Annotated in this window: 14 protein-coding genes and 2 tRNA genes; 8 read left to right on the top strand and 8 right to left on the bottom strand. The window is 74.2% G+C overall.

What is annotated here, in order from left to right:
- Positions 1–170 precede the first annotated feature (170 nt).
- Both tig and FSY66_RS04795 read right to left on the bottom strand, forming a co-directional pair.
- On the bottom strand, positions 171–1,544 hold the full coding sequence (tig, locus tag FSY66_RS04790; protein WP_186304416.1) for a trigger factor: 1,374 nt from the start codon (positions 1,542–1,544) through the stop codon (positions 171–173).
- A 134-nt stretch (positions 1,545–1,678) separates the two neighbouring features.
- A tRNA-Pro gene (locus FSY66_RS04795) sits at positions 1,679–1,751 on the bottom strand.
- A gap of 228 nt (positions 1,752–1,979) precedes the next feature.
- Here FSY66_RS04795 and FSY66_RS04800 point away from each other — a divergent pair.
- Positions 1,980–2,050: transfer RNA gene (locus FSY66_RS04800), tRNA-Gly, on the top strand.
- Positions 2,051–2,105: 55 nt separating this feature from the next.
- Here FSY66_RS04800 and FSY66_RS04805 read toward each other — a convergent pair.
- Together FSY66_RS04805 and FSY66_RS04810 are read right to left on the bottom strand one after the other, a co-directional pair.
- Positions 2,106–3,035, bottom strand: coding sequence for an Fpg/Nei family DNA glycosylase (locus FSY66_RS04805; RefSeq protein WP_144791793.1), 930 nt, complete (start codon positions 3,033–3,035; stop codon positions 2,106–2,108).
- Between the two features lie 4 nt (positions 3,036–3,039).
- On the bottom strand, positions 3,040–3,549 hold the full coding sequence (locus FSY66_RS04810) for a ribose-5-phosphate isomerase (RefSeq protein WP_144791795.1): 510 nt from the start codon (positions 3,547–3,549) through the stop codon (positions 3,040–3,042).
- A 200-nt stretch (positions 3,550–3,749) separates the two neighbouring features.
- On the opposite strand from FSY66_RS04810, the gene pepN reads away from it, so the two are divergent.
- Complete coding sequence (gene pepN, locus FSY66_RS04815; RefSeq protein WP_144791797.1) at positions 3,750–6,395, top strand: aminopeptidase N; 2,646 nt, start codon at positions 3,750–3,752, stop codon at positions 6,393–6,395.
- Between the two features lie 234 nt (positions 6,396–6,629).
- Positions 6,630–7,079, top strand: a complete 450-nt coding sequence (locus FSY66_RS04820; RefSeq protein WP_144792161.1) for a globin — start codon at positions 6,630–6,632, stop codon at positions 7,077–7,079.
- Between the two features lie 18 nt (positions 7,080–7,097).
- Here FSY66_RS04820 and FSY66_RS04825 read toward each other — a convergent pair whose 3' ends face one another.
- Both FSY66_RS04825 and FSY66_RS04830 read right to left on the bottom strand, forming a co-directional pair.
- Complete coding sequence (locus tag FSY66_RS04825; RefSeq protein ID WP_144791799.1) at positions 7,098–7,763, bottom strand: DUF8185 domain-containing protein; 666 nt, start codon at positions 7,761–7,763, stop codon at positions 7,098–7,100.
- A gap of 1 nt (position 7,764) precedes the next feature.
- Complete coding sequence (locus tag FSY66_RS04830; protein ID WP_144791801.1) at positions 7,765–8,256, bottom strand: acyl-CoA thioesterase; 492 nt, start codon at positions 8,254–8,256, stop codon at positions 7,765–7,767.
- Positions 8,257–8,465: 209 nt separating this feature from the next.
- Between FSY66_RS04830 and FSY66_RS04835 the strand changes: the two genes are divergently transcribed.
- Positions 8,466–9,329, top strand: coding sequence for an acyl-CoA thioesterase (locus FSY66_RS04835; protein ID WP_144792163.1), 864 nt, complete (start codon positions 8,466–8,468; stop codon positions 9,327–9,329).
- Positions 9,330–9,407: 78 nt separating this feature from the next.
- Here the strand turns inward: FSY66_RS04835 and FSY66_RS04840 are convergent, their stop codons facing one another.
- Both FSY66_RS04840 and FSY66_RS04845 read right to left on the bottom strand, forming a co-directional pair.
- Positions 9,408–10,736: an MFS transporter gene (locus FSY66_RS04840; protein WP_186304419.1), complete on the bottom strand. Its 1,329-nt coding sequence runs from the start codon at positions 10,734–10,736 to the stop codon at positions 9,408–9,410.
- Positions 10,733–11,500 carry a siderophore-interacting protein gene (locus FSY66_RS04845; RefSeq protein WP_144791803.1) on the bottom strand — a complete coding sequence of 256 codons (768 nt, stop codon included), beginning with the start codon at positions 11,498–11,500 and terminating at the stop codon, positions 10,733–10,735. The genes FSY66_RS04840 and FSY66_RS04845 overlap by 4 nt, the downstream gene beginning before the upstream one ends.
- Positions 11,501–11,688: 188 nt before the next feature.
- On the opposite strand from FSY66_RS04845, the gene FSY66_RS04850 reads away from it, so the two are divergent.
- The 4 genes from FSY66_RS04850 to FSY66_RS04865 are packed head-to-tail and all read left to right on the top strand — an operon-like array spanning position 11,689 to position 19,569.
- The gene (locus FSY66_RS04850) at positions 11,689–13,200 is read left to right on the top strand and encodes a pyridoxal phosphate-dependent decarboxylase family protein (RefSeq protein ID WP_260853461.1); all 1,512 of its coding nucleotides are present in this window, start codon (positions 11,689–11,691) and stop codon (positions 13,198–13,200) included.
- A complete protein-coding gene (locus FSY66_RS04855; RefSeq protein WP_144791805.1) occupies positions 13,197–15,095 on the top strand; it encodes a GNAT family N-acetyltransferase in 1,899 nt (632 codons plus the stop codon). Before FSY66_RS04850 ends, FSY66_RS04855 begins: the two co-directional genes overlap by 4 nt.
- The gene (locus tag FSY66_RS04860) at positions 15,092–16,915 is read left to right on the top strand and encodes an IucA/IucC family protein (protein ID WP_144791807.1); all 1,824 of its coding nucleotides are present in this window, start codon (positions 15,092–15,094) and stop codon (positions 16,913–16,915) included. Before FSY66_RS04855 ends, FSY66_RS04860 begins: the two co-directional genes overlap by 4 nt.
- The gene (locus FSY66_RS04865) at positions 16,912–19,569 is read left to right on the top strand and encodes a GNAT family N-acetyltransferase (RefSeq protein WP_260853462.1); all 2,658 of its coding nucleotides are present in this window, start codon (positions 16,912–16,914) and stop codon (positions 19,567–19,569) included. Before FSY66_RS04860 ends, FSY66_RS04865 begins: the two co-directional genes overlap by 4 nt.
- Position 19,570: the final 1 nt, after the last annotated feature.

The raw sequence follows: 19,570 nt of genomic DNA on the forward strand, positions 1-19,570 counted from the left end.
CTGTTGGCTGTCCCGCCCGGGCAGGGCCGCCCGCTCGGCCCGGACGGGCCGCGATCGCGGCCTGCCGCCGCGCCCGAGGACGACGACGGCGCCCCGTCCGATCGCTCGGGCGGGGCGCCGACGGCCCGGCTGGCGGCCCCCTCGGTCAGGGGCGCGGCGCCGGGATCAGATCACTTGGCGTCGTCCGGCTCGACGATCTCGTCGGCCTCGACGGCGGCCTCGGAGGCGGCGGCCTCCGAGCTCTCCTCCGCGGAGGCGTTCGCCGGGGTCACGAAGTCGGTCAGGTCGACGGGCTTGCCGTCGGAGTCCGAGACGGTCGCGTACTCCAGGACCTTCGCCAGGGCCTTGCGGCGGCGGACCTCGCCGACCATCATGCCGGCCTGGCCGGAGCCGTCGAGCATCTGGGCGAACTGGTTCGGGTCCATGCCGTACTGCTGCGAGGTCGTCACGATGTAGTCGATCAGCTCGGACTGCTCGACGCCGATCTCCTCGGCGTCGGCGACCGCGTCCAGGATGATCTCGTTGCGGAACGCCGCGCGGGCGTTGTCGCGGACCTCCTCGCGGTGCTCCGGGGTGTCGTGCCCGGCCTCCGCGTTCGGGTTGTTGAAGTGCTGCTCGAGCTGGTCCTCGATGACCGAGTCCGGGACCTCGATCTCGACCAGCTCGACGAGCCTGTCCAGGACCTTGTCGCGGGCCTCGATGCCCTGCTCGACGACCACGGAGTCGGCGGCCTGCTTCTTCAGGTCGGCGCGCAGCTCCTCGATGGTGTCGAACTCGGAGGCCATCTGGGCGAAGTCGTCGTCGGCCTCGGGCAGCTCGCGCTCCTTGACGGCCGTGACCTTGACCTTGACGGTCGCGTCCTGGCCCGAGTGCTCGCCGCCGGCCAGCTTGGTCTCGAAGGTCGCGTCCTCGTCGGCGGACAGGCCGGTGATGGCCTCGTCCATGCCCTCGAGCATGTTGCCGGAGCCGATCTGGTACGAGAGGTCGTTCGCGGCGTCGACCTCCTCGTCGTCGATGAGGGCCTGGAGGTCCAGGGTCACGAAGTCGCCGTCGGCGGCCGGGCGGTCGATGGTCTTGAGCGTGCCGAAGCGGCCGCGCAGCTCGTCGAGGGCCTCGGTCTCGTCGGCGTCCTCGGCATCGCGCGCCTCGACCTCGACGGTCAGGCCCTTGTACTCGGGCAGCTCGATCTCCGGGCGCACGGTGACCTCGACGGTCGCCTTGACGTCGGCCTCGCGGGACTCGGAGGTGGGCTGCTGGGTGAGCTCGAGCTTGGGCTGCGCGATCGGGGTGAGCTCGTTCTCGGCCAGCGCCTGCTGGAAGAACGCGTCCATGGCCTCGTTGATCGAGTTCTCGACGACGAAGTCGTAGCCCACGCGCTGCTCGATCAGCTTCGCGGGGACCTTGCCCTTGCGGAAGCCCGGCACCTGGATCTGGTCAGCCAGGGACTTGTAGGTGCGGTCGAGGTACGGCTTGAGCTCCGCGAAGGGGATCTCCAGCTCGATCTTGGCCTGGGTGGGGCTGACTTTCTCGACGGTGCTCTGCACTGGCGATGCACTCCTCAGTGGATTCGGATCGGTGATGATGCGTCTGCTGCTTGCCCTGGGCCCGTCGCCGGACCGCGGGCACGGACGGCGTCCTCGCCGGGCCCGCGCGGAACGCGCGAAGACGGGGACAGGCGTCGGGGTGACAGGACTCGAACCTGCGATCTCCTGCTCCCAAAGCAGGCGCGCTAGCCACTGCGCTACACCCCGTGGGCGACCGGCGCCGCGCATGGGGAAGCTCCCTCGTCGGAGCCGGGGGCACATGCTGCGGGCCCGCTGACCGTCCGCGGCGCCCGTGCCTGGGCACGGACATCACACGAGTCTAGCCGCACGCGCCGACGCGCCGCACCCGAGCACGCGCGGGCCGGTTTGCCGGGGCAGAGCGGGTGGGGTAGTTTCGTCGACGCCCGCGCTCCCCGGATCGGGGAGCGCATGCGCGGGGATGTAGCTCAATGGTAGAGCCTCTGTCTTCCAAACAGATTACGCGGGTTCGATTCCCGTCATCCCCTCCGCGAGGCGGTTCGAGGGCCCGGCGATCCGATGATCGCCGGGCCCTCGCCGTGCTCACGCCGCGAGCGGCTGGCAGCTCGGGCACCAGAACAGCGCACGGCCCGCCAGGTCCTGGCGCTGCACGGCGGTCCCGCAGCGTCGGCAGGGCTGACCGGCCCGGCCGTACACGTAGTTCGCATGGTCGGGCCAGACCTCGACCTCGTCGATGCCGGGCCGGTCCTGCGGGTCGGTCGTCACGATCCGGCCCAGCCGCACGCCGGTGCGCATGAGTGCGGCGTTCTCGGACCACAGCGCCTCGAGCAGCTCCCGCGGGGCCGAGGCGCCGGGCAGGAACGGATCCGTGCCCTGCCGGAACAGCGACTCCGCGCGGAAGATGTTGCCCACTCCGGCGATCACCGTCTGCTCCATGAGCAGCACCCCTATCGGCCGCCGGCTCCTGGCGGCGCGCTCGAGGAAGACCTCCGGGTCGGCGTCGGGATCCAGCGGGTCCGGTCCGAGCCGGGCCTCCGCGGCGGCGGCCTCCTCGGGCGTCTCCGCCGTGCAGAGGGCGGGCCCGCGCAGATCCGCCCAGCCGTGGTCGCCGGCCAGCCGCACGCGCACGGCGCCCACGGGCTCATCGGGGATGACCCGGCCGTCGTCGTCGGGCCGGACCGCCTGGAGGGAGTCCTCGGTCTCGCGCTCCCCCACCCGCCGCGGCGCGCCGATGCTGGAGGCCGCGGAGAACTCGGCGTCGCCGGCGAAGCTCCAGGCGCCGTAGATGCCCAGGTGCGAGCGCAGCACGAGGACGTCGTCGGGATCCTCCGCGGCAGTCAGCTCCAGGAGCAGCTGCTTGCCGTGGGCCCGGGAGCGGCCGAGACGACGGCCGTCGAGCATCGCGGCGCCGTCGGAGAACCGGCCCTGCGGACTGGACACGGACAGGATCTGCCCGCCGAAGACGTCCCCGAGCTGCGCGGCCAGCCGGTGGACGGAATGCCCCTCGGGCACGGCCTCAGCCCCGGTGGGGGCGGGCGGTGACCTGATCGAGGCGCCCCGCGACCGTACCGGTGCGCTCGAACTCGCCGATCTGGGCGATGCGGCGGGAGTGGCGCTCGTCGCCGGAGAAGGGCTCGTCCAGGAACGCGAGCACGATCTCCAGGCCCTCCTCGCGCGTGTGCTGCCGCCCGCCCAGGGCGACCACCTGGGCGTCGTTGTGCTGGCGGGCCAGCTCGGCGGTCGCGATCGACCATGCGAGCGCCGCCCGGATCCCGGGGACCTTGTTGGCGGCCATCTGCTCTCCGTTGCCGGATCCGCCCAGCACGATGCCCAGGGAGTCCAGACCGGCCGCGCGGTCCTCGACCACGGCCTGCGCGGCGTGGATGCAGAAGGACGGGTAGTCGTCGAGGGGATCGTACTCCTGCGGGCCGTGGTCGATCAGCTCGAAGCCGCGCTGCGACAGCTGCTCCACGAGGTACTGGGACAGCTCCATTCCGGCGTGGTCCGTGGCGATGTGCACGCGCATGTGCGCTCAGCTCCTAGGGGTCTCCGACGGGCGCTCGGGCGGCGCCCCTGATGCTCGGGCCAGCCTAGTCCCCGGATCCCCCGGACAGGGCCCGTGGCATCATGGACAGAACGCCCGGACGGCCCCGCCCCCGTCAGTGCCCCAGCACCGAGACCCGTCGCCCGGCCGAGAAGGCTGACCCGTCCCGAAAGGACCCCATCGTGCCCGGTAAGAACCTGACCCGCGCCGAGGCCGCGCAGCGCGCCGCCGACCTCTCGGTCCAGTCCTACGACGTCGCCCTGGATCTGACCACCGGCGAGGAGACCTTCGAGGCGCTGACCACGGTCCGCTTCACGGCGCAGGAGCCGGGCGGCTCGACGTTCATCGATGCCTTCACGGCCTCGGTCGCCTCGGTGACGCTCAACGGGAAGGACCTGGATCCGGCCGAGGTCGCCGACGGCGTGCGCATCCGCCTGCCGGAGCTGGCCGAGCAGAACGAGCTCGTGATCGCCTCCACGATGGAGTACACCAACACCGGCGAGGGCCTGCACCGCTTCGTGGACCCGGCCGACGGGGAGGTCTACCTGTACTCGCAGTTCGAGGTCGCCGACACCCGCCGCATGTTCCCCGTCTTCGAGCAGCCGGATCTCAAGGCGACGTTCGCGTTCACCGTGACGGCCCCGGCGCACTGGCAGGTCGTGTCGAACCAGCCCACCCCCGAGCCCGTCGTCGACGGGGACACGGGCACCTGGGCCTTCTCCCCGACCCCGGTGCTGCCCCCGTACATCACCGCTCTCGTGGCCGGCCCGTACGAGGTCGTGCGCGACGAGCTGACCTCCAGCGACGGCCGCACGATCCCGCTGGGCGTGTTCGCCCGGAAGTCGCTCATGGAGCACGTGGACGTCGAGGAGATGTTCCGGATCACGAAGCAGGGCTTCGCGTTCTACGAGCAGCAGTTCGCCACGCCCTACCCGTTCGAGAAGTACGACCAGCTGTACGTCCCGCAGTTCAACGCCGGGGCGATGGAGAACGCCGGGGCCGTGACGTTCGTGGAGAGCTACGTCTTCCGCTCCAGGCCCACGCAGGCACGCAAGGACCGCCGCGTCATCACGATCCTGCACGAGCTGGCCCACATGTGGTTCGGCAACCTGGTGACGATGCGCTGGTGGAACGACCTGTGGCTCAACGAGTCCTTCGCCGAGTACGCCTCGACCCTGGCCAGTGCCCAGGCCGCGGACGTCGAGGGCGCCTGGACGATCTTCGCCTCGGGCGAGAAGTCCTGGGGCTTCGAGCAGGACCAGCTGCCCACGACGCACCCGATCAAGGCCGAGATCGCCGATCTCGAGGACGTCCTGGTCAACTTCGACGGCATCACCTACGCCAAGGGCGCCTCGGTGCTCAAGCAGCTCGTGGCCTGGGTGGGCCAGGAGGAGTTCATGGCCGGGCTGCGTACCTACTTCGACGCCCACGGCTGGGCCAACGCCGAGCTGAAGGATCTCCTGGTCGAGCTCGAGCAGGCGTCGGGCCGCGACCTGAAGGACTGGTCCCGGCGCTGGCTCGAGACCGCCGGGGTCAACACCCTGATCCCCGCGCTCGAGCGCGACGACGACGGCGTCATCACCTCGTTCGCGATCGAGCAGACCGCCCCCGAGCAGCTGCCCACCCTGCGCCCGCACCGTTTGGCGGTGGGCTTCTACGACGTCGACGACGCCACCGGCCGGCTGCAGCGCACCCACCGCCACGAGCTCGACATCGACGGCGCACGCACCGAGGTCCCCGAGCTGATCGGCAGGGAGGCCCCCGACCTGGTCCTGGTCAACGACGACGACCTCGCCTACGCCAAGATCCGCCTGGACGAGTGCTCCCGGGACACCGCCGCCGAGCACCTCAAGGACTTCGCGGACTCCCTGCCGCGCGCTCTGGTGTGGCAGGCGGTCTGGGACGGCGTGCACGACGGCGTCACCCCGGCGCGCGCCTACGTGGACACGGTGCTGCACAACATCGGCACGGAGACCGATTCCACGACGGTGAACCTGCAGCTCAAGCAGCTGGACCTGGTGCTGGACTCCTACGTCGCCCCCGAGGCGCGGCAGGCGACCGACCGCGAGGCCGCGCAGCGGCTGTGGGAGCTGGCCGAGCAGGCCGATCCCGGATCCGACCACCAGCTCCAGTTCGTCACCTCCTTCGCCCGGCGCGCGGCCGAGGAGGACCACCTGGACCTCGTCCAGCAGCTGCGCTCCGGTCGGCGTCGGCTCGAGGGCCTCGAGATCGACGCCGAGCTGAGCTGGTCCCTGCTGATCGCCCTGGCCGCCGGCGGACGGGCCGGCGCCGAGGACATCGAGGCCGCCCTGCAGGCCGACAACACCGAGCACGGCGCGATCTCCGCCTCGACCGCCCGGGCCGCGATCCCGACCCCCGAGGCCAAGGCCGAGACCTGGCGGGCCGTCGTGGACGAGGGCACCATGCCCAACTCCCTCCAGGCGGCCGCGATCGCCGGGTTCCGCCGCACCCCGGACGCCGAGCTGCTCGCGCCGTACACACAGCGCTACTTCGAGCAGATCGCCGAGATCTACCGGAGCCGCTCGCACGAGCTCGCGGAGCAGATCGCGGTGGGCCTGTTCCCCCGCACCCCCGTCCAGCAGACGGTCGACGCGGCCGATGCCTTCCTGGCGCAGCTGCCCGACGACCTCAACGGGCTGCGCCGACTGGCCCTGGAGGGCCGCGACCGCGTGGTCCGCGCCGTGGCGGCGCAGCAGGTCGATGCGGCGCACCCCGCCTCGCCGGAGGCACGGGGCGCCCGCCCGGCGGGACACACCGATGCGGCTGCCCCGGCCCGGACCCCCGCACCGCAGACCCCGACGGACTGACGCCCGGGCCGCCGGGACCGCTTTCGGGCGAGCGGTCCCGGTCGGAGCACGCGACCCACGCCCACGAACCGGCCCGCCGGGGCCGGGTACACCGACGAGGAGGCCACCATGACCGAGCCCGCCGCACCGGATGAGGGGCCCGTCCCCGCCGAGGATCCCGCCCAGCAGACCGGGACCGGGGCTTCGGCGCCGAGCGATGCCCGGCTGATCCCGGTGGGGCGCCCGCTGTCGGCGATGCGCCGACCGCAGAGGGGAGCACCCGCCGGGTCGCCGGACGGCCAGGAGCCCGACGGGGCGGACGCGTCCGAGAACTCGTCGTTCTACGACCAGATCGGCGGCCACGAGACCTTCGCCAAGCTCACGCGGGAGTTCTACGCGCGCGTGGCCGAGGACGAGGAGTTCCGCGCGATGTATCCCGAGCAGGACCTGGGCCCGGCCGAGCGGCGACTGCGGATGTTCCTTGAGCAGTACTGGGGAGGCCCGACCACGTACTCGCAGGAGCGCGGGCACCCCCGGCTGCGGATGCGGCACATGCCCTTCACGGTGGACGCGAAGGCCCGCGACACATGGCTGCGGCACATGCGCGCGGCCGTGGACACCCTGGACCTCTCGCCCCTGCACGAGGGCATCCTGTGGGACTACCTCGAGCGCGCCGCGCGCTCGCTGGTGAACACCCCCGGGTGATCCCGCGGGGCGCGCGCCTCAGCGGCGGATGAGGACGAAGCCTCCCGGGCAGGCCAGCCGGGCCCAGGCGCCATGCGCGGCCACCGGGATCCGGGAGTCGTCGTCGGCGCGCAGGAAGCCCAGCGACCAGGCCGCGAAAGCCGCCCCGTCCGGGATGTCCGTCCCCTCCCCGGGTGTGCTCCCCCAGGCGGAGACCCTGCCCCACACCTGCGCCCGCACCCGGTCCACCATCTCGCGCCCCGCATCGGTGGGCACGGTGCGGGCGACCTCCTCGATCCCCTCCCGGGCGGTGGCCACGAGCTCCGGGGCCGGCACGGAGGCGACGGTCTCCCAGCCGGACAGCGACGGGGAGATGCCCGCCCAGGCGGCCTGGGCGTCGTGGGGCGGCAGGCCCAGACGGAGGTCCTCCCGATCGGCGCGGGGCATGCGGTCCAGCACCCCGCCCAGGGACACGACCGCGTCGAGCTCGGAGGGCTCCGCGAGCGCGGCGGTGCGCAGGCCCAGCACGGTCGGGGTGGAGTCGAGCAGCCCCTGCTTGGCCAGCGCGCAGGTCCAGATCCCCACGGCGCCGCCCACGGCCTGGAAGCGCACGGCGCCGTCGTCGTCCACGGACCGCGCGCGGCTCAGATACGTTCCGACGTCCTCGATCGACTCCCGGTCCAGCAGCCGCAGCGAGCGGCCCATCTCAGCCCTCCTCGTCGCCCTCGGTCCCGGAGGGACGGCGCTTGAAGGCGGTCGGCTCGCCGCTGAAGTGCTCCAGGAAGGCGCGCTGCTCGTCGCCGAGCGGTTCGGGGCGGCCGGTCTCCGCATCGACCTCGACGGTCGTGGACTGGGCGATCGCGAAGACCGTCCCGCCGCCCTGCTCCTGCAGGCGGTAGTTGAGCACGTAGGAGCTCTTGCTGATGTGCGATGCCCAGACCTCGACCTCGACCGGATCGGTCCGGTAGTTCATCTGCTGGAGGTACTCGACCTCCTGGCGCCCGATGACGGTCAGCCGATCGCCGACCATCTCCCGGTACGTGGTGCCGGCGGGGACGCCCGGGGCGTCCTCCAGCGTCATCTCGCCGAGGCGGATCCTGGCGTCCTCGAAGTACTGGAGCTGCATGACGTTGTTCGCGTGGCCGAAGGAGTCGATGTCGCCGAAGCGCATCTGGATGGGGATGGTGAGCGTGTTCATGATCTCCATGGAAGCACATGCCCCCGACGGCGCACCGTCGGACCCGCGCACGCAGCGCGACCGTAGAATCGGGCCCCATGAGCGAGAACCCCAGCGCCGAGCGCCGCCCCTCCACCGCCGTGCCCAGCAGCCCGGACCCGTCAGGCGGGCCGGGCGCCTCGGAGGAGCCGGCCAAGGACCCCGCGCAGCGCACCCAGGACCTGGTCGACATGCTGCGGCTGGCCGACGGCGGGGGCGCCCGCACGCACGAGGACATCTTCGTGGGGCGCACGCTGTCCGCCGTGCGCGGCTCGGTCTACGGGGGGCAGGTCATGGCCCAGTCCGTGACCGCGGCCATGCGCACCGTCGAGCAGCCGGAGTGGCCCATCCACTCCATGCACGCCTACTTCCTGCGCGCCGGCGACATCCGCGAGCCGATCACGTTCGGGGTCGAGCGGATGCGCGACGGCCGCTCGTTCTCCACCCGCCGGGTCCACGCGTACCAGTTCGGGGCCACGATCTTCTCCGGCATCTTCTCGTTCCAGGCCCCGGCCGACGGCGTGACGCACCAGGACCGCATGCCGCAGGGCATGCCCGACCCGGAGTCGCTGCCCACCGCCGAGGCCCTGCTGCGGGGAGTCCCGCTGTCGGCGGCGCGGACCGTGATCGAGCGGCCGTTCGACATCCGCTACATCACCGAGCCGCTGTACCTGAAGCCGGACGAGGACCGGGAGCCGTTCAACGCGGTGTGGGTGCGCACCCACAGCCGCCTGCCCGACGACCCGCAGCTGCACCAGGCCGCGCTGGCCTACGTCTCCGACTACGTGATGCTCGAGCCGGCGCTGCGCCGGCACGGCAAGGTCTGGACCCAGAAGGGCATGTCCATGGCCTCGCTCGATCACGCGATGTGGTGGCACCGCCCGGCCCGGGCCGACGAGTGGCTGCTCTACGTGCAGACCTCGCCGTCCGCCTCCGGGGCCCGCGCGCTGGGCGAGGGCCGGATGTTCGACCGGGAGGGCCGGCTCGTGGCCACGACGATGCAGGAGGGCATGATGCGCCTGCCCGAGTTCCGGGACCCGGCCCCGCAGGCCTGAGCGGCCGCGGACGGGCGACGGGACATCGCTCACCGCGGCCGACCAGCCCAGCACAGCCGGCCAGCCCAGCGCGGCCGATCAGACCGGGAGGCGGCCCGTCGCGCGCTGATGCCGCTGGACCACGACGATCCCGGCCGCGGTGACCGCCAGCCCGAGCAGGATCGCGACCAGGTACCCGGTCGCCGCGGCCGCGCTGAGCCCGGCCCAGGCGCCGATCGTGCCGGCGAGCATGGCCAGGCAGCTCAGCAGCGTGAAATCGGTGCCGGCGTGGCCGGTGCGGCACAGGTCCAGGTTGACCGCGTACATCCCGGTGTTGAGCACCGTGTAGCCGGCCAGGAGCAGGCACGCGCCTGCCACGGCGCAGATCCCCTCGGGGCCGGTCGCATCCGCCGCCTCCGGTCCCGCCGCGGCGGCGGCCATCGGCAGCAGCAGCACGCCGCCCAGGGCCTGCATCCCCGCTCCGACGGCCATCACCGGGGCCCGGCCCCAGCGCGGCAGCGCCGCCCCGGCCGCCAGCCCGGCCGCCAGGGCGGGGACGGCGGCCACCACCGAAGTGACCAGCCCGATGCGCGCGAGCGACCACTGGGCGTCGGTCAGCACGGGTGTGACGAGCGACCACAGCGCGGCGGATCCGCCGGTGGCCAGCGGCAGCGCCGCGAAGGCCCACAGCCGGGCCTTCGGCGCGGCGAGCACGCCTACCAGATCCGCCCAGCGCGGCCGGGCCGCGGCGGCCCCCGCCCGCGGGGCCTCGCGATGGCGCAGCACCGGGATCATGGCCGCGGCGGTGCACACCGCCAGCAGGCCCACCGCCGCGCGCCAGCCCCACAGATCATGCACGGCCAGGGCGGCGCCGCCCCCGATCACGGTGCCGACGTAGCTGGCGGCCACCTGCACCGCGGCCCCGCGGTCGTGCTGGGCGTCGGGCAGCTCACGGACCGAGAGGGCGTCGGCGGCGATGTCCTGCGTCGCCGAGAACAGCACGAACAGCCCGGCCAGCAGGATCACCGGCCCCAGCTGCGCGACGGGATCGCCGATCAGCGCCAGGCACAGCAGCGTCGCCACCATGAGCGACTGCAGCAGCAGCGCCCAGGCGCGGTGGTGCCCCGCCGACGGCGAGGGCGACCATCGGTCCAGCAGCGGGGCCCACAGCACCTTCAGCGGCCAGATGAGCCCGAGCAGCTGCAGGGTCCCCAGGGTCGACAGCGCCGCGCCGCCGTCGCGCAGGATGCCGGTGAGCCCCGTGGACAGGAACGACGCGCCGATGAACTGCGTCGTGTACAGCGCCCACAGCAGGCTCCAGAGCCCCGCGGGCACGACGGCGGGCACTCCGGCCGCGGTCGTCTGCCCGGCGGGCTGCGGGCCGCGCTCCCCGGGGACGCGGGTGCTCGATCCGGATGCGGTGCTCATGCGTGCCTCCAGTAGGCCGTGGCGCAGATGCGCTCCTCGGGCAGGCGGTGGTCCGTGCGCAGGGTGCGCACGAGAGCTCGGGTGTCAGCGGCCTCGAGCGCGATCCACACGCGGTCGGCCGGGCCCGGCGGTCTCGCGGTCCAGTGCTCGGCGAGCGCGGCCGGGGCGCCGCCCGACCCCGTGCGTCGGATGCGGTGCAGCTCGTGCCCGGCGCCCGCGCGCACCGGCAGAGCCGCATCGGCAGGGTCCCGGTGCTCGAGCCAGATCTCCACGCCCTCCTGGCCGGTCAGCTCCGCGAGCAGGGAGTTCAGCGCCGGCAGAGCCGCCGAGTCCCCCACGAGCACCGTGCGCGCCCCGTCCGGCAGGTCCGCACCGAGCTCGGCGGTCCCCGCCCCGGCCCGATGACGGCGGCCGGGGGCCCACGGCTGCTTCGCGCCGAGCAGCGAGGCGCTGATCCGGTCGCCGGGACGACACGCCCGGGCCCAGTCGCAGGCGGCCCCTTCGTGCAGCGCGAACTCCAGGGCGAAGCGCCCGGTCTCCGGATCGGGGTCCACGAGGGTGAAGGCGCGCTGGTGGTCCCTGCCGTCGCGGGTGAACCACAGCCGCAGCCACATGGTCGGGAACGGCGCGCGCCGGGCCAGCAGGCCGCCGTCCTCGACCTCGATCCGCAGGTACGCCGGAGCGATCTGCTGCTTGGCCAGCACCGTCAGCTCCGTCTCCACGGAGCCCAGCGCTCGCACGGCCAGGGCCTCCCAGCGCGCCATCGACGTCCTCCTGCTCGAGCCCGGCTGCCGCCGGTCGGCGGACAGCGCGCCTCCGACGCGCCGCCGGCCGCTGACTGCGGCATGACTAACCTTAGGCTAACCTCACCTTCGGTCGCCGGGCGGCGCGCCGGGTCCCCGGGCGCCGCAGTGCCGGCGATGCCCCGATTCCCCGGCGGAAGGTCCAGATCGTGTCCTCAGCCCCCCTCCTCCGAGCCGCCGAGCGGCCGGCCTCTCCCCTGCTGCACGCAGCCACCGCGACGCGCCAGCAGCACGAGATCGAGGCCGCGGCCCAGACGGCCCTGCGGCATCTGGCCGCTGCCGGCTCCGCCCGCTCGAGCGCGGATCACGCCGATCTCAGCGCTCTGATCGAGCCGATCGACCTGGACGCCCCGCTGGGCGACGTGGACGCGGCGCTGCGCGAGCTGGAGGCCGTCTGGCTGCCCCACGCCGTGTGGTTCCACCACCCGCGCACCGCGGCGCATCTCAACTGCCCGGTGGCCACCGCGGCCGTGGCGGCCGAGACCATGGCCGCCGCTGTGAACACGTCCGTGGACACCTGGGACCAGTCGACCGCTGCGACGCTCATCGAGCGCCGGGTCCTGGCCTGGACGGCCGAGCGCCTGGGCTTCCGGACCCGTCCGGCCGACGACGGCCCCGAAGCCGACGGGATGTTCACCCCCGGCGGGACGACCTCGACCCTGCAGGCGCTGATGATCGCCCGCGACGAGGCGCTCGAGCGGACCCGCGGGGCCGGCGGCTCCCGGCCGGAGCGCGCGGCCCGCCTGCGGATCCTCGCCTCGGCCGAGTCCCACTTCTCCGTGCGCACGGCGGCGCATGTGCTCGGCCTGGACGACGACGCCGTCGTGACCGTGGCCTGCGATGCCTCCGGGCGGATGCGCCCCGACGCCCTGGCGGCCGCACTGGCGCAGCTGCCGCGGCAGGGGCTGTGCGCCGCGGCCGTCGTGGCCACCGCCGGGACCACCGACCGCGGGGCGATCGACCCGCTCGAGCCGATCGCACGGATCTGCCGCGAGCACGGCGCCTGGCTGCATGTGGATGCGGCCTACGGCGGCGGCCTGCTGACCTCGGCGACGCATCGCCGCCGGCTGGCCGGGATCGAGCAGGCGGACTCGGTGACCCTGGACTTCCACAAGATGTGGTTCCAGCCGGTGGCCTGCTCGACCGTGATCGTCCGCGACGCCCGCACCCTGCGTCACTGCACCCACCACGCGGCGTACCTGAACCCCGCGGACACCCCGGAACCCAATCAGGTGGACCGCTCGCTGCAGACGACCCGGCGCTTCGACGCGCTGAAGATCTGGACCACGCTGCGCGCCCACGGAGCGGATGCGCTCGGAGCGCTCGTCGATCGCTGCCTGGAGCTGGCCCAGGAGGTCGCCGAGCTGATCGAGGACGACGAGCGCTTCGAGCTCGTGTGCCCTCCCTCGATCTCCACGGTGCTGTTCCGATGGCGGCCGCCGAGCGGCCCGGCCGACCCCTGGGTGCGCCCGATCCGCCGGCTGGTGTGGGATCGCGGGCAGTGCACCGTGGCCGAGACCGTCGTGGGGGGCCGCCCGTGCCTCAAGCTGACCCTCCTGAATCCCGAGGCCGGCACCGCTGATCTGGCCGAGGTGCTCGAGCACGTCCACGCGGCCGGCGCGGACCTGACGGCCGCTGCCCGACAGGCGGTGAGCGCATGAGCGCCGCGCGCGGCACCGAGCAGGATCCCCTGGACCTGCTGTGCGTAGGGATCGGGCCCTTCGGGCTGGGCCTGGCGTGCCTGGCCCATCCGCTGGAGGGCCTGCGGACGGCATTCCTGGATCAGCGGGAGGGCTTCGACTGGCATCCGGGACTGATGTTCGACGATGCGACCCTGCAGGTCCCGTTCCTGGCGGACCTCGTCACGATGGCCGATCCGACGTCGTCGTTCTCGTTCCTGAACTGGCTGAAGCGCACCGGCCGGCTGTACACGTACTACGTGCGGGAGTCCTTCTATCCGCTGCGGCGCGACTACAACGCCTACTGCCGGTGGGCGGCCGCCCGGCTGCCGGAGCTGCACTGGGGGCAGCGGGTCGTCGAGGTCCGCCGTCCCTCCGGGCAGGGCCCGTGGGAGGTCCTCAGCCAGGACGCCGCCGGCCGACGCAGGTCGTGGTCCGCACGCCACCTCGTGGTGGGGGCCGGCACCGTCGCCCGGCTGCCGGAGGCCCTGGAGGGCACCGGTGCCCTGCATGCCGGCGAGTACCTGCTGCATCGCGAGGAGCTCATGGGCCGGGACCACGTGACGGTGGTGGGCTCCGGGCAGTCCGCGGCCGAGATCGCGGTGGACCTGCTCGAGGCCGACGGCCCGGCGGTGGACTGGATCACCCGCTCGCCGCGGTTCTACCCGATGGAGTACACCGAGCTGACCCTGGAGCTCACCTCCCCGGAGTACCTGGACCACTTCCGCTCGCTGCCCCCGGACCGGCGCGATGCCCTCAACGCCGCCCAGCCGCAGCTGCACCGCGGGATCTCCGCGGCGACGATCGCGCGGATCTACGAGGCCCTGAGCATCCGCCGCGACCTCGACCGCGCCCCGGTGCGCCTGCTGGCGGCCACGGAGCTGATCGGCGCGCAGCCGCATGCGGGACGCACCCTGCTGCGCTGGCGCGGCGTCGAGAACGGGCACGAGCGCGAGACGGTGACCGATGCGGTCGTCGCCGGATCCGGGTACGTGCCGGCCGATCTGCCGTGGCTGAACCCGGTGCGCGAGCAGCTCACCTGGGACGAGCAGGGACGGCTCACGCCCGATCGCGAGCACCGCGCCAGCGCCGACGGGACGGTGCACGTGCTCAACCACACCGAGCACACCCACGCGCTGACCGCCCCGGATCTGGGCATGGGGCCGCTGCGCGCGGCGATCATCCTGGATCACGTCACCGGCGAGCGCCCGTACCCGATCGAGCGCGCCCCGATGTTCCAGTCCTTCGGCCGCCTCCCCCAGTCCTCGTGGGGTCCGCGGCCGGGGACCCTCGCGGGGCCGTTCGCGACGACGACGGCCGACGGCCGGCGCTTCACGATCCGCCCGGTCGAGCTGCCCCGCGATCTGGGCACCCTGCATGACTGGCTCACGCAGCCCCGGGCGGCCGCGTGGGAGCTGGTGGGCGCCTCCCGGGAGGCCGTGGCCCGCGAGTACCGGGACCTGATGGACTCGGGCGAGGCGACGGCCTGGCTCGTGGCGGAGCAGTCGGCCCGGGACGGCGCCGAGACCGAGGTGCTGCGCGGGCTCCTGGAGACCTACGACCCCGCTCGCTCCCCCGTGGCCGGCGTGTTCCCGGTGCGCGACGGCGACGCCGGCCTGCACCTGCTGATGGCCCCGGCCGACCCGCCGGTGCCCGGGACGTCGCGCGCGGTGATGGGTGCCGCGCTGGAGCTGCTGTTCAGCGACCCGGCCGTGCAGCGCGTGCTCGTGGAGCCCGACGAGCGCAATGCCGCGATCCGCGCGCTGAACCGGGCCGCCGGGTTCCGCGAGATCGGCCCGGTGCAGCTGCCGGGGAAGACCGCCTGCCTGTCGGTGCGCGAGCGCGTCCCGGCCGAGGACCCGAAGGAGACCGCATGAGCCCCCGGATCGCCCCCGCAGCAGCATCCGCCGCGGCCTCGCCCGCCCCCGTGCCCGCCCTGGGCCCCGCCGAGGCCGAGGCGCTGCAGCGCCGCCAGGTCGCCAAGCTGCTGGGCGAGCTCGCGCACGAGCGCGTTCTCGCGCCGCAGCCCGACGGCTCCGGATGGGTCGTGGCCGACGACCGCGGCCTCCCGCGCTGGCGCTTCCGCGCGACCCGCCACGCCCTGGAGCACTGGCGCGTGGACCCCGCCTCGATCCGCCGCCTCGACGAGGCGGGCGCCCCCGAGCACGCGGTTGCGGATGCGCAGCAGGCCGTGCTGGATCTGCGGCGCACGCTCGGGCTGACGGATCGGGTCCTGCCGCTGTACCTCGAGGAGCTCTCGGCCACGCTGCTCACGACGGCCCGGCGCCGGGCGCTGCCGGCCCCGTCCGCGGCGGAGCTGGCCGCCGCGCCGCTCGAGACGGTGGAGCAGCACCTCGACGAGGGGCACCCGGGGTTCGTGGCGAACTCCGGGCGCATCGGCTTCGGCGCCGGCGAGCAGGACGCGTGGGCACCGGAGGCCGCCGAGCCCGCGCGGCTCGTCTGGCTGGCCGCCCGCCGGTCCCTGTGCGTGGTCTCCGTGGCGGAGGGCATGACCGAGGCCGAGCACATGGCCGAGCACCTGCTGCCGGTCGAGCGCGAGCGCTTCGAGGCAGCGGTCCGCGGATGCGGCGAGGACCCGCAGGAGTACACGCCGATCCCGGTCCACCCGTGGCAGTGGGAGCACCGGATCCTGCCCGGCATGCTGCCCGACGTGCTGCGCGGGGACCTGATCCCGGCCGGGACCAGCGAGCACCGGTGGCGCGCCCAGCAGTCCGTGCGCACCTTCCTGGACGTCGAGGACACCGCCCGCGACTACGCCAAGACCGCCCTGGGCGTGCATTCCATGGGATTCCTGCGGGGGCTCTCGCCGCACTACATGCGCGCGATGCCCGCGATCAGCGACTGGCTGGCGGGGATCGTCGCACGGGACCCCGAACTGGCAGCCGTCACGGTCCTGCGCGAGCGGTCGTCGGTGGGCTGGCTGGGCGATGCGCATCACCGCTCCGGGATCCGCTCGGAGCACACCAAGCAGCTGGCCGGGCTGTGGCGCGAATCCCCCGTCGGCCGGCTCACGGCCGACGAGCACGCGGCGAGCCTGGCCGGGGTCCTGCACGTGGACCGCGAGGGGACGCCCCTGGTCCGGGCCTGGATCGACCGCAGCGGGGCCTCCCCCGAGGAGTGGGTGCGAGCGCTGCTCACGGTGTACCTGCGGCCGGTGGCGCATCTGCTGCTCTCCCGGTCGATCGCGCTGATGCCGCACGGTGAGAACGTCATCCTGCGCCTGCGCGACGGGCTGCCGACGGGCGCGTTCTGGAAGGACCTGGGCGAGGAGATCGTGGTCATGGACGAGCAGCCGCTGCCCGAGGGCCTCGAACGGCTGCGCTCTGTGATCGCCCCCGAGCAGCAGGAGCTCTCCGTGCACACCGATGTGCTCGACGGCGTGCTGCGCCACCTGGCCCCCCTGCTGCACGTCGACGGGCTCCTGGACGAGGACCGCTTCTGGGAGCTGGCCGCCGATGTGCTGCGGGACCACCGCGACGAGCACCCGCACCTGTGGCGGCGCCACGACCTGCTGCGGGAGAGCTTCGAGCACTCCTGCCTCAATCGGCTGCAGCTGCGCGATCCGCAGCAGATGGTGGACCTCTCCGATCCGGCCGGGTCCCTGGCGATGGCCGGGCGGCTCGGGAACCCGCTGGCCGCCGCCGCGTCCCGCCTCGAGACCGGACGCCCGGCATGAGCGGATCCGCGAGCGAGCCCGTCGCGGGAGCCGACGTCGTGCTCAGCGGCCCGGGCTGGCGCGTGCACCGCGATCCGCACGGCGTCCCGCATGTGCAGGCCGAGTCCATCGCGGCGCTGGCCGAGGGGCACGGGGCGATCACCGCCGTCGATCGCGCCTGGGACCTGGAGGTGCTGCGCACCCGGGCCGAGGCCCGCTCGGCCGCCCTGCTGGGCCCCGCCCACGACGACGCCGACGAGCTCACCGCCGCCCTGGGCGTCCAGGAGACCGCCCGCACCTGGTACGAGGCGGCCTCCCCGGAGGATCAGCGCTTCCTGGCCGCCTACGCCCGGGGCGTCGACGGGCAGCTGGACGCCTGGGCCCGGTCCCCCGAGGCCCGTGCTCTGGGGCTGACCGGCAGGCGGCCGGAGCCGTGGCGGCCCTGGACCCCGATCGCCGTCCATCTGGACGCGCACCTGCTCGCCGGCAGCCTCCCCGAGCAGCTGTGGCGGCGGCACGTGCGCCGCACCCTGGGTCAGGAGTGGGTCGCGGTGCTGGACGCCGAGTCCCCGCGCAGCGCGGCCTCCAATGCGTGGCTCGTGCCGGGGCCGCTGTCCGTCTCGGGCGCGCCGATGATCGCGGCCGACCCGCATCGGGTGGTCGAGGGATCGGGCCCGTACCAGCCGGTGTGCCTGTCGGCGCCCGGGCTGCGCGTGCGCGGCCTGGCCCTGGTGGGGCTGCCCGGCGTGCCGCACTTCGGCCGCACCGACACCGCGGCCTGGGCCATCACCGCGGCCATGGCAGTCACCGCAGAGGTCGCGGACGTCCCGGTGACCCGTCGCGGCGGCGTCCTCGTGGAGGTCGGCTCGGGCGCGCCGATCGAGATCACGCGGGAGCCCCGCGCCGTCGAGGGGACGCGCGAGCTGCGGCGCTCCAGCGCCGGACCCCTGCTGCCCGTCTCGGACCCCGCTCGGCTGCGGCTGGCGTCGCTGGCCGACGGCGAGCGGATGGACCTGGTCGCCGTGCGCCTGGCCGCCCCGAGCGATCCGTCCCGGGCCCTGGCGGCGTGCCGCGAGCTGCTGCGGGCACGCACCGCCGATGACGCGGCGGCGGCCTGGCGCGGCTGGGCCGTGCCGGTGAACGACGTGATCGCTGCCGATGCCGACGGCGCATGCCGCCATCTGACGGCCGGCGCCGCGGCGGGCCCCCTGCCGCCGGTCCGGGCGCCGGAGGACCTGCTGATCCGAGCGAATCAGCGCGACGACGGCCCCGGCGGCATGCGGAGCATCGGCTGCGCACCGGCCCATCGAGCCCGCCGCGCCGAGGACCTGCTGCGCGGCGCCCTGCGTCGGCACGGTCGGATCACCCACGACGACCTGCTGGCCGCCCAGCTCGACACGCACTCCGCCTCGCTGCTGGGCCTGGTGCGAGGCCTGCTGAACGGGCCCGGGGCCCTTGACGGGGCGGAGGATCCCGCGGCTGCGGCGCTGCGACGGCGTCTGCTGTCGTGGGACGGGCGGATGGACCCCGATTCCCCGACCGCCGCGGCCGCCGCCTGCTGGCGCGATCACCTGGCGCGGCGGATCGCCCGTCATCCGCTGCTCGCGCCCCTGCAGCGGGACACCGAGCTCTCGCCGCTCTGGGCCCCGATGCTCGGGCCCGCCGGGCGGATCGGCCTGGCGCTCGAGTCGATCGCCTCCCGCGGCCCGGGTCTGGGGCTCGACCCGGTGCCGGCGGCCCTCGAGGCGCTGGCCCTCGCCGCGGCCGAGCTCGATGGGCGCCCGGACGCTGCGACGTGGGGACAGGCGCACTCCTTCGTCCCGTTCCGCGCTCATCCCGGTCTGCCGCGGCCCGCAGCCGTGGCCGTGGGCGGGGACGCCGACGCGATCCTGGCCACGGGGCTGCTGCCCGGGCTGGGCGCCGGCTGCGTGCGGGTCCCCGCCGCGCGCGTCCTGTGGGACCTCGCCGATCCCGCGGCGTCGCTGTGGATCACCCCCGACCCGGTGGACCGCGGGCGGCTGGGCAGCCGGCCGGTCCGGCGCTGGGCGCGCGGGGAGATCGACCAGGCGCTGCCCTGGGTCGCGCCGGGGCGTCCCGCCCGGACGTCGGGGCGCGCGGCGCTGGGCCCGCTGCCCGGGGCGCCCGATCACGCGGTCTCCCTCCGCCGGGTGGAGCCGGTCGCCGATGCCCCGGTGATCCACGGATGGGTCTCGGCCGAGCGCGCCCGCTTCTGGGGCATGACGGACTGCACCGCGCAGCAGATCGCGGCGATCTACACCGCGATCGATGCCGCCGCGACCCACCACGCGTTCGTCGTGGAGCTCGACGGGCGCCCCGCCGGCCTGGTGCAGACCTATGAGCCGCATGCCGACCCGATCGGCGGCGCGTATCTCCCCGAGCCCGGCGACCTGGGGATCCACGTGCTGCTGGCCCCGGCCGAGCGGCCCGTGCCCGGGCTCACCGGCGCCCTGGCCGCCGTGATCCTCCCCTTCCTGCTCGGCGATCCCGCCACGCGGCGGATCGTGGCCGAGCCGGATGCCCGCAACCGGCCGGCGCTGCAGCGCCTCGCCCGCACCGGCTTCGAGCTCGGCCCGCAGATCCGGCTGCCGCACAAGACCGGGCTGCTGGCCTTCCTCCCCCGCGAGGCGGCCGAGAGGAGGACGGCGGGGGGCTGAG

This window comes from Kocuria palustris, assembly GCF_007666205.1.
GTDB classification, from domain to species: domain Bacteria; phylum Actinomycetota; class Actinomycetes; order Actinomycetales; family Micrococcaceae; genus Kocuria; species Kocuria palustris_A.

What these genes read in the sequence shown, in the direction of transcription:
- FSY66_RS04810 (WP_144791795.1), bottom strand. Translation starts at nt 3,549, where the DNA reads ATGCGCGTGCACATCGCCACGGACCACGCCGGAATGGAGCTGTCCCAG.
- FSY66_RS04820 (WP_144792161.1), top strand. Translation starts at nt 6,630, where the DNA reads ATGCGCCGACCGCAGAGGGGAGCACCCGCCGGGTCGCCGGACGGCCAG.
- FSY66_RS04825 (WP_144791799.1), bottom strand. Translation starts at nt 7,763, where the DNA reads ATGGGCCGCTCGCTGCGGCTGCTGGACCGGGAGTCGATCGAGGACGTC.
- FSY66_RS04830 (WP_144791801.1), bottom strand. Translation starts at nt 8,256, where the DNA reads ATGAACACGCTCACCATCCCCATCCAGATGCGCTTCGGCGACATCGAC.
- FSY66_RS04835 (WP_144792163.1), top strand. Translation starts at nt 8,466, where the DNA reads ATGCTGCGGCTGGCCGACGGCGGGGGCGCCCGCACGCACGAGGACATC.
- FSY66_RS04840 (WP_186304419.1), bottom strand. Translation starts at nt 10,736, where the DNA reads ATGAGCACCGCATCCGGATCGAGCACCCGCGTCCCCGGGGAGCGCGGC.
- FSY66_RS04845 (WP_144791803.1), bottom strand. Translation starts at nt 11,500, where the DNA reads ATGGCGCGCTGGGAGGCCCTGGCCGTGCGAGCGCTGGGCTCCGTGGAG.
- FSY66_RS04855 (WP_144791805.1), top strand. Translation starts at nt 13,197, where the DNA reads ATGAGCGCCGCGCGCGGCACCGAGCAGGATCCCCTGGACCTGCTGTGC.
- FSY66_RS04860 (WP_144791807.1), top strand. Translation starts at nt 15,092, where the DNA reads ATGAGCCCCCGGATCGCCCCCGCAGCAGCATCCGCCGCGGCCTCGCCC.
- FSY66_RS04865 (WP_260853462.1), top strand. Translation starts at nt 16,912, where the DNA reads ATGAGCGGATCCGCGAGCGAGCCCGTCGCGGGAGCCGACGTCGTGCTC.